This is a genomic window from Aquirufa sp. A-Brett2-15D, assembly GCF_054558735.1.
In genome coordinates, this window is the sequence record NZ_JBSKFT010000003.1 from 56,412 (window position 1) to 71,782 (window position 15,371).

Below are 15,371 nucleotides of genomic sequence, written 5' to 3' on the forward strand. Positions count from 1 at the left end.
GAATATCGTCCTATTTTTGATAATTTAACAAAGTTATGAATTTATCTGTATCCATGATCACCTTCCAGGGTGCGGCTTATCTAAAGGCGCAGATGGATTCGATTTTAGGCCAAAGTCTTCCCATTCAAGAAATTATCGTCTGTGATGATGGTTCTACTGATGAAACTCGTGCCATTTTAACAGAATATGCCGCACAATATCCCCAAATAAAGCTTCATTTTAACGAGCAAAACCTAGGTACGGTACAGAATATGCAGCAATGCCTGCGCCTGACGACGGGAGATATTATTTTCTTGGCGGATCAGGACGATGTTTGGTTGCCAAACAAAGTAGAGAAAACGCTTGTATTTTTCAAACAAAATCCAGCCGCAGAAGCCGTTTTTAGTAATGCAGACATTATTGATAAAACAGGAAATACACAAGCCGGGATAGCTTTATGGGACATCATCGGATTTCCTTTTGACAAAGTCGAACTAGGGGATTTCCAGAGACGCGTGGATAATGTAGTGACGGGTGCCGGATTGGCTTTTAAACGAGATTCCGAATTATTACAAAAGGACATCCCACAGATTCCCGGACTGTTACACGACGGATGGATTGGTCTTTATTTTGCCGCTAAGAACGCCCTCCAGGCAAACCCAGAGAAACTTTTTCAGTACAGAACTCATGCAAACCAACAGGTGGGTGGAAAAATAGCCGACAGAGCTCAATTACTTGATTTCAACTTCGCTTTGTATGATGGCGTTCCTGTGATGAAGGATTATAAAACCTGGAAAGAGTCCATGAAGAGGCTTTACACGAACTTGACATTGCCTTACATACAGACGGAGAAAATTCAAAACCAGATCGATCTGTATGCCGAATATGGTAAGACCTATTTCCAGCTGCGCGCTAGTTTATTCCTCTTTATGAAGGTGGTCCGCTAAGCGATTCCACTGCGCGCGGAAGATGGTATCCGGCAAAATAAACAATTGCAACACCACAAACCAAGCTAGGGAAAACACACCGATTACCAATAAACGCAATAAAAGGGTAGGAACGAACAGTTTAAATAAGAGCACAATTCCTACATAAGGGAGTAAGCCGAGCAATTGTTGAAAAAAGACCAGCGTATAATTTGATAGCGATATTTCGTTTCGAGTGAAGAAAACGAAGGCAATGCAAACAGCTAGTTCTGTCAATAATATCGTGATCGCTGCGCCATTTTCCTGGTAGACAGGCACTAATAGAAAGGCCAAAACGATGCTGACGAACATCCCGATCAGCGCAGAAATGAGGATGGATTTATCCTTGCCTACGGCACTGAGGATTTGGAAGCCAAAAATCCCGGACATACTGATAATCAGAATCAGCGGCGCCGTAATTTGCAAGGGCAAGATCGCTCGATCAAAGGCCGTTCCTAGCAAAATATGGATAATTTCTGGGGCACAAGTGATGATCCCTAGTACTAAAGGCATCGCTAAACTCACCAGCACATAAAAACACTGTTTCACGAGCAATACGAAGGCTTCTTTCTCCCCCTTGTGGTATAAACTCACTAAGCCGGGAAACATCGCCACCGAAATAGCGCTTAAGACCCCGATGAAAAGACGGTTTAATTTCAATGCGGACGAATAGTAACCCACGCTCTCGTTGTTCGCAAGAAAGCCTAATAAAATTGTATCCAACGAGAAATATACCGAGATCGTGAAGATGGTCAGGAACAACAAAGCCATCGGCTTCAAGTGTTTTTTCAGTTCTAAACTTTTCAAAGAGAGGCTCGCGAAATCCAATAAGTCCCACATACGTTTCCCATTAATAGCCGCTAAAATGACTGCTAAGCCTACCTGCATCCGGAAATAATTCACGTAATCATTCGTGTTTCGGATGAGTAAAAACACGGCGGCTATGAAACAGAGGCGAATCACCAGCGATCGAATGGCGATGAATTTGAATTGATTCATTCCTGAGAAAAACCATTCTAATTGGAAGACCTGAAGAATAAAATAGGCCAAAGCCCAATGGAACAAAGATTTTTCCGCGGCTAATTGCGGTAATGCCGCAATAAAAACAAGGAAAATCACACTTAAAAGTAAGGTTCCTAGGGCATTGATGATGAAAATTTCGGTGGCGGTTTTTGTTAATTGAACGCGGTCGGAAGCTACTTTGGCGATTTCGCGAACCCCATAAATAGGGATGCCGAGTGCGGCGAGAAGAACGAAATACTTCGCAAAACTCTCCGCAAAATTCAATACCCCCACGTGCTCCGGACCCAGGGTTCGAGCCAAATAAGGAAAGGTAATCAGCGGGAATAAAACCTGCGTAATTGCCAGTAAAACGTTATAAAAGACATTTTTCCGAGTCTCCATTAGCGGTAACTAGCGTCTACGATGAGTTTATACAGGTTACGCAGCATGGTGGGAATGCGTTGGATTTTATAGGCCAAAGGCACCCCATGCACATAACGTCTATCTAAAACTTGGTAATGAAATGCCGAGTCAAAAAGCTCCGGTTTTTCCGCGGCCATCGCACGGCAAACTCCTTGCACATAGCGAATCTCTTCTAAATTGGTCTTCCCATTCGAGAATACGCGGTTATCTGTTCTAATAGGTCGTGCATGCTTTAATTGCACCCCATGCACTACCGCTGTTTTAGTCTTTCCTATCAAGCGTTGAATCGTGGGAATCAAATAGACATCTAAACCTGTGCCTGAAATCGAATGCTTGAAATGTGGTCCCGCAGCTTGAAAAACGGCTTCACTGTAGAATGGGGACATGATTTCCACCCACCAAGATTCTTGGACTAAATAGCCCGGCTTGTGAATGAATTGACGCAAATTATAGTAAGAATCGTGGTTCAGGCTGGGCTGAAATACGTCTAATTTCTCTAAGTTGGCAATGAAAAAAAGCTTGTTTAGATCCGATACAGAAATGATTTGATCGTCATCTAAAAAACCGATATAGGTTAAGGGCGTTGACTGCAGTTTTGCATAAATATGCTGCATCACATCGCCCTTGCACTCTGATTTTTGGGAAATATAGTGCTTTGTAGGCATCGGGGCCTCCGCTACCTCGCCACTGTAGTCATAGAGTAACCAATCGAAAGCAGGCTCCGCATCGAAATGGATGTGGTCCATGGGGCTGGATTTCCCGTCCCAAGTAATGGCTACGATAGAAGCTGGTTGACTCATGTTAACAAAAGTACGATTGTATCGTGTTTCGGCAATAGAAAATCATCCGAATTAATTCAGCGGTCCATAAATGCAGGCGACTCTCCGTTCGAATTAAGGAATCCGAAGTTCTCCAGGTGGAAATTACTTCTGGTACGATGCTTCCGATGGATAAGGCCAAAGGGTCAACAACGTTTTTGTACATATCCACCGGATAAGCGACGCGAGCCGTTTTTTTCAATAAATAAGCCGCCGCTTTCGCGTTCAAGGAATAACCATAAGCTCCGTAAACCGATTTGATTAAGGGTTCCCCCACTCCATTCTTAACAGTGGATCGCTTTAAGCTAACATATCCGTTCCACGCTCCCCAGAAAAATAGATCGTATTTTTCCGCTGTTTCTGCTTTTAAAAGCTCTGGCTTTATGATTCGGCTATCAGATTCTAACACTAGAAAGTGCTCCTTCGTTTTATCTCGAGCGATATTAGCCCAAATTTTCCGATGACTCAAGATTACCCCGATCTCGGTAGGTAACAAAGCCTTTCCAGTCCTCTCCTGAGATTTTTCCATTAAACGATCTAAAAAGGGAAGATGCACAAGCGAAGGAAACACAGGCTCCACCACCTCTAATCCAGGCACGACGGCCTGCATCGTTTCTAGGTGCGTAAGACGCTCTACTTCATGCTCCGCAAAAATGACAAAGGCGCGCTTAAACATAAGTAAACTGATTAAACGTGCTGTAAGATCCAGAAGCTAAAGCATCAGGCGTAAAGAAGTCAAGCTTGCCGCCCTCTGGATATAAAATATAGTGGGGCTTGCGACATAAGTAGGCTAGGTGTAAGGGTAGGGAATCCGCTGCATAGATATAATCTGCTTCTTGAATCAGCCCGATTAACTCTTCGAAGTTTTTGTAATCTACTCCGAAACGAACTACGCGACCTTCAATCTGAGCTAAGATCGAATATGGAATCTCCCTTTTTTGCAATCGAGCATCCGGAAATATCAAAATGCTCCCCGTTCTTTTGCCGAGGCCTCGTGACGATAAGCCATAAGCCGCATAAACAGGAGACCCCGTTTCGAAAAGGGCCTGAAAAGTATGACCCGTACAGAAATTCATCAGCCCTAATCGTGCACTTTGTTCCACAAAGTCAGTATATCCAGGATTTGCGCTGATGTATTTCTTGATTTTCAACAATTGACGAAATGTGTCAATACGCAAAAAGTCCCGATTAGTAAATAGGTTTAATTGTGATCCCGAAATCCCGAAATCAACGAAGGAAATAGCGCGAGGCGAAATACATCCTCGAGAAATAAGCGCCTCATACAAGGGTTTCAAATGCAGAGAAGCAACAATCTCGTCCAAAGGCGCTAGACCTTGCGCCGCTATCGTAAAATCTCCGTAAGCGCGCAAAAGAAACACCCGCCGCATTATTTATCCGTATAAAGGTAGAGGCAAAGAACAATGGCAGCGAAAATACCCACGATAAAACCGACCAGCCCTAGGAAAAGATAGGACTTGCGGTCATCCATTAGTGGGTACTTGGGCACATCTAATAACTGAATTACTGGCGTCTGCGAAACAAGGGCAATGCGACTCATCTCTAAATTCTTTGTTACCTCTGCATAGATACTGAAGACGATTGATTTATCACGGGAGCTCACTTCCGCCGGAACAGACATGGATTTAAAGGCCACATTCGGATCGAGAATCTGAAAGGATGCCGTCGCATAGGACTTCGCATTCAAAACACGCAATAAAGAGTCTCCTCGTGCCTGCAAACGCTTCACATTTGCTGCTGCATTACTCGTTTTTACATTCACATAATACGTTGTCGTCTCTTTTAACAAACGCTCTGCGAAGTTCTTCGAGAACACTTGGTTCTGAGACACCGTCACAATTTTAAATATGGACCCTTTCTTGTTCAAGCGATCCACCGACACGTTTTTCTTGGCGATTTGCTCATACATCACATACAAAACAGAATCTTGGTACACGGAATGTGCAGAAGCCGCAGCAGCAAAAGAAACCGGAGCAGGCAAGCGCTCTCCCATTCCAGAGAACTCCAAATACAAATCAGCTAATGTCTTTCCTGAAGTTCCCGAAATAGGCGTTAATAGCACTTTCTCAATAATCACACGGGACTTGATGATATCCAGAATATTATCACCGGTAAACAAACTAGAACCACCACCTAAACTACCTAAGTCTAAACCCACTTGAGAAGCGATTCCCGCCAAGCCTCCGCCAGTCGCTGATTTCTCTTCTAAAATAAAGGTTGTAGAAGCCGCATAAGCGGGCTTTTGCATGGCACGATAGACTAATGGAAGCACTAAACCGATAACACCACACGCAATGATTAATAAAAACTGAGAGCGCAAATAGCCAAAGAATCGTTTAATTGATTCGATGACATCCCCTAGCACGATTGTTTTCTTTTCTGACATTATTTCACCGTGTTAATTAGTGCGATGATTAAACCACCCAAAGAAGCTAAACCAGTGCCCAAAGCAATGTATTCTGGTGTGGATACAGGTCTTTTATCTTTCTTAGCAGGAACATATACCTCCGCACCTGGCTCTAGACTAGGGTAGAAGCGGAAGAATAGGAATCTTTTCGTCGTTTTGATTTCGCCATTAGGGCGCACCATATAGGCATAGCGGCGGGATGCATTAGGTGCGAACCAGCCTGATTCAGAGATTAAGCCGCGGAAACCTAAGCCATTTCGGTAAGCGACCTGACGAGGTACGTTAACCGCACCAAAAGTCTGCACCGTCTGTGTTAACTTAGGCACTTTGATCACATCGCCCTCCTCTAAAATAATATCGTATAAAGACCCTGGTTGCGCCATCGCATCGGAAAGACGAATCCCTACCGGTTTTTGGTCGACTAATAAACCATTGACATTCGAGGCGATTTTAGCCGTATCAGTGGCCGCAAAAGAGTTATTCGAACTACGCTTAGATTGATTCGAAATCGTGTTTATTTTCGAAGAGAACAAGGCCTCGTCAGCCGCTGTCTGATTCACGCGCGTCTTACGTAATAAAACGGCCCCAGATGCATAGCCCGTTTGCTTCAGACCGCCTGAACGTGCAATGATATCGGAAAGACGCTCTTTGTTACCAGACAAGGTATAATTACCTGGATACAATACTTCACCTTCCACTGAAACGCTAATCTGAGAACGATACGAAGGCGATTTACGCACGGAAACAATGTCAAAAGGCTGTAAAACGAAATTCAAATCCTCCGCCGAAGAAGACCCTAAATCAATCGTTTGAATAATAGAATAGGCCGTTGTATCCGATGTAGATTTAGAAGAAAGACGACGCGAAACCTCGATACGCGAACGAGAGGCTCCCTCTTTAAACCCATCCGCTAATAATATTAAATCTTGCACGCGCATGTTATCCGCAAAGACAAACGAAGCTGGACTATTCACCTCGCCATTAATCGTCACAGAATAATTCTCGCGCAAACCAGCTAATGAATAAATGTGAATTTTGTCCTCCCGCTGCAGGCGGATCTCCGTCTTTCCAGTCAGCACATCTTTCACATTAAAATGCAACATCGCCGGTGTTAAATCCGGATTCAAGCGACTTAATAGCGCGCGATCTGTAGACGCATTTTCTTTCACACGAACGGCTAACAATAAATCTTTCAAGTTCGAGAACTCGTTCAAACCATATTCCCCTCGGTAATACACTGCTCCGTCTATAATGATACGATTTGTATAAGTATTTGCCAAAGCATCCACCACCAAGGTATCTCCAGAATGTAAATTAAATGCAGCCAATCCATCTGCTTTCACAGACTGAACTTCGAAACCAGTCGATCCCATTCGCTTCACACGGACACGCTCTTTAAAAGCCCCATCTGCAAAACCACCTGCATACTTTAAAATATCAGCCGCATTTTCCCCATTCTTAACATCAAAAAATGCATTCGTTTTTACCTCACCTATAACCGCTACACGTGATTCGTAGTTTCCTACTCTAATCACATCCCCATCTTGAAGTAATTTATTTTTAGATAAGTCCCCTTTAAATAAAAAGTCATAAATATCTAATATGGTTATCGTTTTACCATTTCTAACTAATTCAACTTTACGCATAGACCCTAATTCAGAGGGGCCACCAGATGCATATAAAGCATTCATCAGCGTAGATAATGAGGATATTGTATAATTACCTGGTCTTTTAACCTCCCCCACTAAAGTGACTTGTATTGATCTCAATTGTCCCAATGAAACCAGCACTTTCGTACCACCTCCCGAAATAGTGGTGTAAATTTTAATTGCCATTTCGCGAATTTTGGCCTGCGCCTCTTCGATCGTTAATCCTGCTACTTTTATGGGACCTAGGTTAGGGAAACGTACATAACCCTCCGTAGTTACTTTCAATTTTTTCGTGCTTTCGCTTAATCCAAAAATGTCAATAATTAATTCATCCCCCACACCGATTACATAATTACGAGGGGTGGAAATGGTTAAATTAGGCTCAAAACTTAAATTTTGATTATCAAAAATTTCCATTCCAAAAACGGAAAGTTTATCTCCTGAAAAAGCGGATAGATTATCTGCGGATGAATAGGGGGGAATTATTTTTATTTTTTTACGAGGAACGGAATTTTCATCTCTAGTTTTGGATTTATAAGAATTCATAGAAACCCCAGTTAATGGGTCCATTTCAGCTATTCTCCGATTTAAAATTAAAATTTGCTCTGGTGGAAGTCCTTTTAATTTCATAACCTGTTCAATTTCCTCAGGCGCCTTTCCCTGCAATTGATAACGCACCATAATCTGCGCTAATTGCTGATCACTGATGTTATTAATATCCACGGGAATATCCTGGGCGAACACGGGAATAGCCAAGATCAATAATATAAGTAGGCGTAATGCTTTCATCTCTGTTTTATTTAGGTCAAGTCCGAAGACAGAAAACCAGTCTATAAAATTACTATTTTATTTTATAAGATGATGGTTAATTTATTCAAAGGGAGATAAAACAGCATTACTAATTTACTTCCAGCTTCTCACAGACTTGCTGAAAATACGCTCTTGACCAAATATCTAAATCTTGTGGATTAGGTATAAATCGAATTACGTCCTCTTTTACCCTATTAATATCTAAGGTTGCAATTTTCAACGCAAGTAAATCAAGCAATTGATTTTTTGTCATTGATTCTTGAGACCAGTCTCCACTTTCAATAGCTCTTTGGCAAAAATGGCTTAGGTTAAGTTTCACTCCTTTTTTAATGTACCATTCCAAATCATACCAGTCGCGACCTTTAACCCTTGTCTTCCATTTGCGAAAAAGTAGCGCATGCATTTTACCTGCAAATAGATCTGGAAGGGTTAGGCAGTTTACGTAAAACGAGAATGGTTTAGTCAGGAGTTTGTTTTCTGTACCAAATTGGAGTGGCGGATTAGTATCTATTTCCAACTTGATTTTAATGTTTGGCTTTATCGAGAGTTTAATCTGAGGAATCGTATCTTCAAATATCAATTCACTCCAAAACGTATCTGATTTTAGAAAAGCAGAATCAATGGAGGAAATCGTGGACTTTATTTTTTGATTCAAACTTACCTTTATGCCCAGCGACTGAAACTCATCAACGATTGATTTAAAGTAATAGTCGAATTGAAATTCCATGTCCTTTTGTAATAAAGAAAAGTCCAAATCCTCGGAGAATCGATTCAGCTTATGAAAAATTCTAAGTGCGATGCCTCCATAAAATGCTGCATGTTTGAAAAAATTTGCTCTGTATAAGCCTGCCAAAGCAATTTCCTGCATTATTTCTCGTAACGCCTGTTCGGTGTCTTGAATATTTTTAGGCTCATAAGATTCAATCCATTCCTTGATCATAATTCTGCTATCGCTTCGATTAGATTTTTAATACTTGGCCGTTTAGGGCAAACAGGTAACCACTTAAGCATCTCTCTTAAATTCAACTCCCTAAGGCGATCTTTCTCCATTCGTAAGTCCTCTACCAGAAAGGTCATCGCTTGCTTTTTACTTCTCAGATTTACACCAGAAGTAGTCAGCACTTTATCACAAATACATTTTTCCGGGCTTGCAATTAAAATGGTTTGTTCATCTGTTAATTTTATTGATTTTATCCCAAGCGGGTAATAGGTCAAAGGCAAATGGGTAAAGCTAAACACCGTGTTTTGTACTATAAATCTTTTAGCAATTTTGCTCGTGACACTTGTTATTTCAAAAACACGCTCTGGAATAAAACCCCAATAGTACAAAGCTGAATCTAGTGAAACGTAACTAGGGCCAAACAAATGATTTGCAATTAAAAAAGGTTCCGGTCTATTCGTACTTATTGAAGTAGTAATCATGTAAAGCCCCTTTCTTAGCTGAATTAGATCTCCCTGATTCACTAATTCCATGATTTTATCATAGGGCCTTTTATAGTCCTTCAATATAGTAAGTAGAATCTGCGTGCTAATGGGCTGTTCGGCATATTCTACTAAAAGTGTTCTGACATCCATATGCCAAATTTAATTTATTAATTCGGAATTAATCCGAATTATATTGTTTTTTTTAACATTATATGTCAAATATTCATTTATAATTCGGAAAAATAGCATGCCTAGGACTTCGTCTTTCCAGAAATAAAGGTAGCAAAATTGCCAAGCCATCCCTATCAACAAACTGATAATCCCCCTAACAAAAAAGCCCCCCTTCCAGCGAGCTTCTTTTTATTAATTCGACTAAGTCACGTAGTGACGACTAAATCGCAGAGCGATGACTAAACGACGCAGTCGTGACTAAGCCGTAGGCGACTCTCCTCCTTACCCTAGTAATTCTTTCAAATTCACCGTCTTAAAAAACACATATATCAACGCCGCAAACACCCCCACAAACATAAACCCGATTGTAATCAAACTACGCTTAGGCCCATCCTTTTGTACCGCTACCTGAGCGGGCTCTAAGACCTTAAATACAGGCGTCTCGCGGTGTAATTTTACTTTCGACTCTTCATATTGACTACTGATGGTGGTGTACAAGTTGTAAGCCATATCAACCTCGTATTGTAATTTCTTCTCCCGGTCTTTCGCCACATTCAAGAACAAGTTCATATTTTGATCGCGGTAGGCACTCAGTGTAAATAAAGCTTGATCATAACGCGCACGCGATTCAGTTAATCTTTTCTCTAAAAAGGCTAACTCTTGTCTCGCCTTCTGAGTACGGTAATCCGTCACATACTTCGTTAAGTAATGTTGAATCAGGGAAGTAATGTTAGCCGCAGCTACCGCATTCGTTAATTTAGTCGTTAATGAAATCACACCCGATTTTTTATCGATCTCCAGCACAACAGAAGCCCTCAGTTTTTTTATTGCAAATCGTTCTTTCTTATTTAACTTGATTAAATCAATAGATAGGGCACTAGAGGGCACCTTATCTAATTTTACGTCGGAAACTTCATCGTCTTCAGAAGGATCACCCCCTAAATCCAATGGAGCTGTGTCTTGTTTCTCCGATAAAAATTCTAAAACCGTTTGCCACTTCTTATACTTCGTACTATAGATTTTTGCTTTTAATACCTCTTGCAATAGCGGAGCACTTTGAACAATATTAGGATACAAATCCGGGCGAATGGCCTCTGCTCCAGAAGAACTTCCTCCTAGATCAACGCCAGCAAGACCGGCTAAGGATTTTAAGCCCCCCATTCCTCCCGCACCACCAGACTTAGAATCTAATTCCGGCAAAAGCTTCGCGTTCGAACTATATTCATTCGGCTGTGTCAATGAATAAATGGCCCCTAAAGCCGCAAATAACACAGCGCAGGATGCTATTAAAATTCGATAGGACTTTAGCGTGCGGAATATCTCACCAAAATTGATCGAAATTTCCCCGTTATCTTCTATTTGATTCTTTTCTAAGTTAGACATGGAGATTATTTAGTCAAATTATTAATCAATGTGGTCAACGTAAGTGCTACTGAAACAAGGGCAGACGATAAACCTACCGCTTCAGCCGTCGTTAAACCTTTCTTCATATTCGTAGGGAATTCAGGAATAACTATTTCTGAGCCAGGAACAACTGTAGGATTAATTCGGAAGAAAAGAAAGCGTCTACGCTTAGTCGAAATACCATTAGGCGCTTTCACGTACACATTTTTCTTGTCGGCGTATTCCGTATATCCTCCAGCGCCATCTAAATAGTCTTGAAGTGAATTCCCTTCTACGTACGCAATGGCAATCGGGTTTTGTACTCCCCCTGATAACTTAACAGTTTCTAATATCCTTGGAATGACTAAGCGGTCATTTCCCACTAAAAGAAGGTTGTTTTTAGAAGCGGGGTTTTTCAAAACTTCCGATAGCCTTACCCCTACCACCGTTGAATCACGGTATAATATTGCCCCGTCTAAGTAGCCTTCCGGTTTCAATCCGCCTGCCTCAAAAATTAAATCAGAAATTTTCTGATCATCTTTCGGGATGGCATAGCGACCTGGGTAATTGACCATTCCTTCGATGCTCACTCCCCTCTGCACTTCATAGTTAGGGGATCTACGGATAGATATGATATCAAAAGGTTTCAATTCATATTGACTAACTTCATTGCCGATGTTTAAGGAACCATCTATATCGAAAGTCTTAACTATAATTTTTTCATTATTCCCATTATCACTTCCGTGGGTAATCACGCGGCGGGACAATTCGATTTTAGCATAACTAGCCGCTTCTTTGAAACCTTTAGCCATCAAAATCAAATCAGCCACTTTCATGCCCGCACGGAATTCGAAAATACCTGGCTTATTCACCTCGCCAAAAATACTCACCCGCTGGTTCTCCCGAAGAGAATCTAGTGAATACACCGTTAAGGAATCTTCTCGGTGCAGAGCAATGTCAGCCAGTTCACCTCTTAATACTTTGCCTAAATCAAAAGAAATCATTTCAGGATCGTAATTCTCTTTTCTGCGAGAAATGGTCGCACGACTTAAGAACGCATTTTCACGTGGTCCCTCGGCGCGTTTAATTAAGTCTTTTACGGTCGTTAATCCATTTTCGATGGCGAAAACACCGGGTCTGAAAACAGCCCCTACGACGGTCACTCGGTTTTCATAACGTTCGATGATTTTACCCACTGAAATGGAATCCCCATTTTGTGGTTGAAAAGTCGCTACTTCATCTTGCGTGATATTCAATAACTTCATTTCGCGTGACGTGTTTCTACGAACATTCAACGAATAAGTATAAGCTTTGTCTGTGAATCCCCCCGCATAACGTAAGATATCCTTTAACGTTTCGCCTTTAATCGCTTCGAAGACCATGGGGCGTCTTACTTCCCCTGCTAATTCCACATGTGAGTCGAAATCGCCCACGCGGATGATATCTTGGTCTTTTAATTGGATGTTGTCCTTCTGATCTGCTTTTAATAAGAAATCATATAAGTCCATTGTGCGAACTACTTTGTTATTACGAATCACGCGGATGCTACGGTAGGATCCGTTTTCATTGGGTCCTCCAGCTAGATATAAGGCGTTGAATACGGTGGCTAAAGAGGATATGGTATATGACCCCGGATTTTCCACTTCACCTACTAAAGTGATTTTTATGCTTCTTACGTTGCCCAAAGTCACAATGGCCGATGACCCGCTTCCCGGACGATTCAAACCCTGATATAATTGTCGTAAACGACTAACAATACGCGTGCTAGCTGTTTCAACAGTTAAGCCATTCACATAAATAGGAGAAAGATTGAGTATTTTAACCGTTCCTTCTGGACTAACCGTTACGGTATAATTATCCATTACCTCACCAAAAACATCAATATTTAATTCGTCGTCAGGTCCTAGCGTATAATTCACCGGAGTAGCAATACGAAGATCTGGTTCGAAGTTTAACTTCTTGTTATTGAATAGGTTTGCACCGTAAATAAGTTTCTTCGGGAGGTTAGTAGAATCCACCATTTCTTCGTCGGTATTCTCAGTATCCTCGAAGTCTTCGTCATCCGCATTTTTAGCTCTATTTTTCGTACTTAATTTGCCCGAAACACTACGCTTGTTACTGCTTTTTGACTTATTATTTGTCGTTTCCTTGATTTTTTTATCGCCTAATTGTGTCATTCGACTACGCATTTTTGCGATGTCTGCTGAGGTATAGCCTTGAGTTTTCGCGGCTTTTTCTAATTGTGCTTCTGTCATGCCACTGGATTGGGCACGTTCGAAGAAGGTTGCAATTTCTTCATCACTCAGATCTTCCACTTTACGTTTTGCTTGCGAGAAAGCAGCGTGAACAAGTATAAGAAAGGAAAGGGTAAATAGAATTCGACTGAATAATTTCATACTAAAATATTATGGTACGTATTAGTTTAACAAATTTAACTAAAATTTAGGATAAGCGATGCTACGACAATAATGTGGAAAATATTTTTATTTAATTGTAATATTTAAAAACAATAAAGCCCGCTATCTAGCGAGCTTTATTTCTAAAGCATATTAAAATTCAATGTGCCACCCCCTTACTAAAAAGAACTGAAGTAAAAGTCTTCACCAGAATCACCATATCAAACCAAACCGATTTCATCTCTAGGTATTCTTTCTCCAAAGCCACTTTAGCCTCAATGGAAATCTCATCCCTTCCATTAATTTGAGCCCATCCTGTTATTCCTGGCTTCAATTTATCTACCCCTGCTTCGACACGTAAAGCCATTAAATCGTCTTGGTTATACAAGGCCGGCCTAGGCCCCACGAATACCATTTCTCCTTTTATTATGTTAATCAGGTTAGGCAATTCGTCCAAACTAAATTTCCGTATCAAACCTCCTATTCTCAACAAATAGGACGCAGGATTTTCTAATAAATGCGTCGCGACATTCGGCGTATTCTTCTTCATGCTTCTGAACTTGTAGATGTTAAAGAATGTATAATTTACACCTACTCGTTTTTGATTGAAGAATATGGGCGATCCGTCTTCTATAAATATGGCCAAAGCCACAGCTAGAAAGATAGGAAAGAGTATTAAAACAATAAAAATTGCAAAAAGCCTATTCAATTAAATTATTGGTTATAAACATGTCTTCAAGCTTATTTAACAACACGTTTTTCGAAAACTCGTTGAAATAAAGATTTTTAGAGTTGTTCTCAAATTGTATTTTTTGTGGAGTTGTAAGATTTTTTAAAAAGACTGCATTACTAGACAATGAATTAAAATCACCAGACTCACTTGCTAGACCTACATTATTATTATTTATTATGGATTTAGCTTCTCCATTTATGGCTCCTAAAATTATTTTACCTGAAGCCATATAAGCTTGTAATTTTGCAGGAACTGTCAGTTCAGAGATAGGAGATTTTTTTAATGTTAGCAACATTACATCGGCACTTTGAAAAAAAGTTGGCATTTTCTCAATTGGGTATCTCCCATAAATATAAACATTATGCAAATCATGAACTTTAACTTGACTTTTAACCCAATTAAGTTTCCGTCCATCTCCAATTAAAACCCAATTTATACTTTCAGTTTTTGTAAGATTAGCCGCTTTTAAAATTGTTTCAAAGTCTTGGGCTTCTCCAATATTTCCGGCAAACATGATATTGAATCCTTTTGGCAACACCGGTAATTCTAAATCCTCTTTTATTTCCGGATTTTCATACAAACTTTCTGCCCAATTAGGGAAATACATAATCATCTTATTGTCAGATCTCAACTTAATTGATTCTTCAAATAACTTAGAACTTACAAGAATATAATCTGCCTTCGAATATATATATCTAACAAATTTATCAAGTAATCCAATAACAAATCTATTACTAAATCCAGAAGTTGATGTTACTGATTCTGGCCATAAATCCAATACCCATAAATAAAGCTTAGCTTTTTTATTTCTTTTCAAAGCCCATATCGCAGGCAAAGCCATCGTAACAGGTGACAATTGTTGGACAAATATTATATCAAAATCTCTGTCAACTTTAAACCTTGCTGGGAAAAATGAAAAAAGAATAAATGAACAATAATTAAGAATTAATCTTGCTGCCCCGCCTTTTCCTCTTGGAATAGTTGGAATTCTAATAACATTTGCCCCATGAATTTGCTCATTTTGAATTCCCCAAAATTTATACCCTTCATAAAAAAATCCTAAAGGATAATTCGGCTTTCCAGTCAAAACAGTTACATCATGCCCTTTAGAAACTAAATCAAAAACTATATCATTCCCACGAAACGTCTCTGGGTAAAAATACTGAGACACATATAATATTTTCATTAGTAA

General features: G+C 40.3%; 13 protein-coding genes. 1 reads left to right on the forward strand and 12 read right to left on the reverse strand.

The genetic code is table 11. From position 1 onward, the window contains the following. Positions 1–35: 35 nt before the first annotated feature. The gene (locus ACST14_RS08350; protein WP_459462509.1) at positions 36–926 is read left to right on the forward strand and encodes a glycosyltransferase; all 891 of its coding nucleotides are present in this window, start codon (positions 36–38) and stop codon (positions 924–926) included. Here the strand turns inward: ACST14_RS08350 and ACST14_RS08355 are convergent. The 12 genes from ACST14_RS08355 to ACST14_RS08410 all read right to left on the reverse strand — a co-directional run bounded on the left by ACST14_RS08355 (position 897) and on the right by ACST14_RS08410 (position 15,365). Further along, positions 897–2,348 (reverse strand): flippase, encoded by a 1,452-nt coding sequence (locus ACST14_RS08355; RefSeq protein WP_459462511.1) that lies wholly within the window; start codon positions 2,346–2,348, stop codon positions 897–899. The genes ACST14_RS08350 and ACST14_RS08355 overlap by 30 nt on opposite strands. Beyond that, a complete protein-coding gene (locus tag ACST14_RS08360; RefSeq protein WP_459462513.1) occupies positions 2,348–3,169 on the reverse strand; it encodes a hypothetical protein in 822 nt (273 codons plus the stop codon). The genes ACST14_RS08355 and ACST14_RS08360 overlap by 1 nt, the downstream gene beginning before the upstream one ends. A 1-nt stretch (position 3,170) precedes the next feature. Further along, positions 3,171–3,863, reverse strand: coding sequence for a glycosyltransferase family 25 protein (locus tag ACST14_RS08365; protein ID WP_459462515.1), 693 nt, complete (start codon positions 3,861–3,863; stop codon positions 3,171–3,173). Beyond that, a complete protein-coding gene (locus ACST14_RS08370) occupies positions 3,856–4,575 on the reverse strand; it encodes a hypothetical protein (RefSeq protein WP_459462517.1) in 720 nt (239 codons plus the stop codon). The genes ACST14_RS08365 and ACST14_RS08370 overlap by 8 nt, the downstream gene beginning before the upstream one ends. Then, positions 4,575–5,591, reverse strand: coding sequence for a hypothetical protein (locus ACST14_RS08375; RefSeq protein ID WP_459462519.1), 1,017 nt, complete (start codon positions 5,589–5,591; stop codon positions 4,575–4,577). The genes ACST14_RS08370 and ACST14_RS08375 overlap by 1 nt, the downstream gene beginning before the upstream one ends. Beyond that, positions 5,591–8,050 carry a polysaccharide biosynthesis/export family protein gene (locus ACST14_RS08380; RefSeq protein WP_459462521.1) on the reverse strand — a complete coding sequence of 820 codons (2,460 nt, stop codon included), beginning with the start codon at positions 8,048–8,050 and terminating at the stop codon, positions 5,591–5,593. Before ACST14_RS08380 ends, ACST14_RS08375 begins: the two co-directional genes overlap by 1 nt. 109 nt (positions 8,051–8,159) lie before the next feature. After that, a complete protein-coding gene (locus ACST14_RS08385) occupies positions 8,160–9,011 on the reverse strand; it encodes a nucleotidyl transferase AbiEii/AbiGii toxin family protein (protein ID WP_459462523.1) in 852 nt (283 codons plus the stop codon). Further along, positions 9,008–9,646 (reverse strand): type IV toxin-antitoxin system AbiEi family antitoxin domain-containing protein, encoded by a 639-nt coding sequence (locus tag ACST14_RS08390; RefSeq protein ID WP_459462525.1) that lies wholly within the window; start codon positions 9,644–9,646, stop codon positions 9,008–9,010. Before ACST14_RS08390 ends, ACST14_RS08385 begins: the two co-directional genes overlap by 4 nt. Before the next feature lie 303 nt (positions 9,647–9,949). Beyond that, positions 9,950–11,050, reverse strand: coding sequence for a Wzz/FepE/Etk N-terminal domain-containing protein (locus ACST14_RS08395; protein ID WP_459462527.1), 1,101 nt, complete (start codon positions 11,048–11,050; stop codon positions 9,950–9,952). 5 nt (positions 11,051–11,055) lie between these two features. Continuing rightward, positions 11,056–13,446: an SLBB domain-containing protein gene (locus ACST14_RS08400; RefSeq protein WP_459462529.1), complete on the reverse strand. Its 2,391-nt coding sequence runs from the start codon at positions 13,444–13,446 to the stop codon at positions 11,056–11,058. 160 nt (positions 13,447–13,606) lie between these two features. Beyond that, positions 13,607–14,155, reverse strand: a complete 549-nt coding sequence (locus ACST14_RS08405; RefSeq protein ID WP_459462531.1) for a sugar transferase — start codon at positions 14,153–14,155, stop codon at positions 13,607–13,609. Next, entirely contained in the window at positions 14,148–15,365 is a 1,218-nt protein-coding gene (locus tag ACST14_RS08410) for a glycosyltransferase family 4 protein (protein WP_459462533.1), read from the reverse strand. The genes ACST14_RS08405 and ACST14_RS08410 overlap by 8 nt, the downstream gene beginning before the upstream one ends. Positions 15,366–15,371: the final 6 nt, after the last annotated feature.

Coding starts and splice junctions, on each gene's coding strand:
- ACST14_RS08395 (WP_459462527.1), bottom strand. CDS start 11,050: ATGTCTAACTTAGAAAAGAATCAAATAGAAGATAACGGGGAAATTTCG.
- ACST14_RS08390 (WP_459462525.1), bottom strand. CDS start 9,646: ATGGATGTCAGAACACTTTTAGTAGAATATGCCGAACAGCCCATTAGC.
- ACST14_RS08400 (WP_459462529.1), bottom strand. CDS start 13,446: ATGAAATTATTCAGTCGAATTCTATTTACCCTTTCCTTTCTTATACTT.
- ACST14_RS08370 (WP_459462517.1), bottom strand. CDS start 4,575: ATGCGGCGGGTGTTTCTTTTGCGCGCTTACGGAGATTTTACGATAGCG.
- ACST14_RS08360 (WP_459462513.1), bottom strand. CDS start 3,169: ATGAGTCAACCAGCTTCTATCGTAGCCATTACTTGGGACGGGAAATCC.
- ACST14_RS08355 (WP_459462511.1), bottom strand. CDS start 2,348: ATGGAGACTCGGAAAAATGTCTTTTATAACGTTTTACTGGCAATTACG.
- ACST14_RS08410 (WP_459462533.1), bottom strand. CDS start 15,365: ATGAAAATATTATATGTGTCTCAGTATTTTTACCCAGAGACGTTTCGT.
- ACST14_RS08350 (WP_459462509.1), top strand. CDS start 36: ATGAATTTATCTGTATCCATGATCACCTTCCAGGGTGCGGCTTATCTA.
- ACST14_RS08365 (WP_459462515.1), bottom strand. CDS start 3,863: ATGTTTAAGCGCGCCTTTGTCATTTTTGCGGAGCATGAAGTAGAGCGT.
- ACST14_RS08385 (WP_459462523.1), bottom strand. CDS start 9,011: ATGATCAAGGAATGGATTGAATCTTATGAGCCTAAAAATATTCAAGAC.
- ACST14_RS08380 (WP_459462521.1), bottom strand. CDS start 8,050: ATGAAAGCATTACGCCTACTTATATTATTGATCTTGGCTATTCCCGTG.
- ACST14_RS08375 (WP_459462519.1), bottom strand. CDS start 5,591: ATGTCAGAAAAGAAAACAATCGTGCTAGGGGATGTCATCGAATCAATT.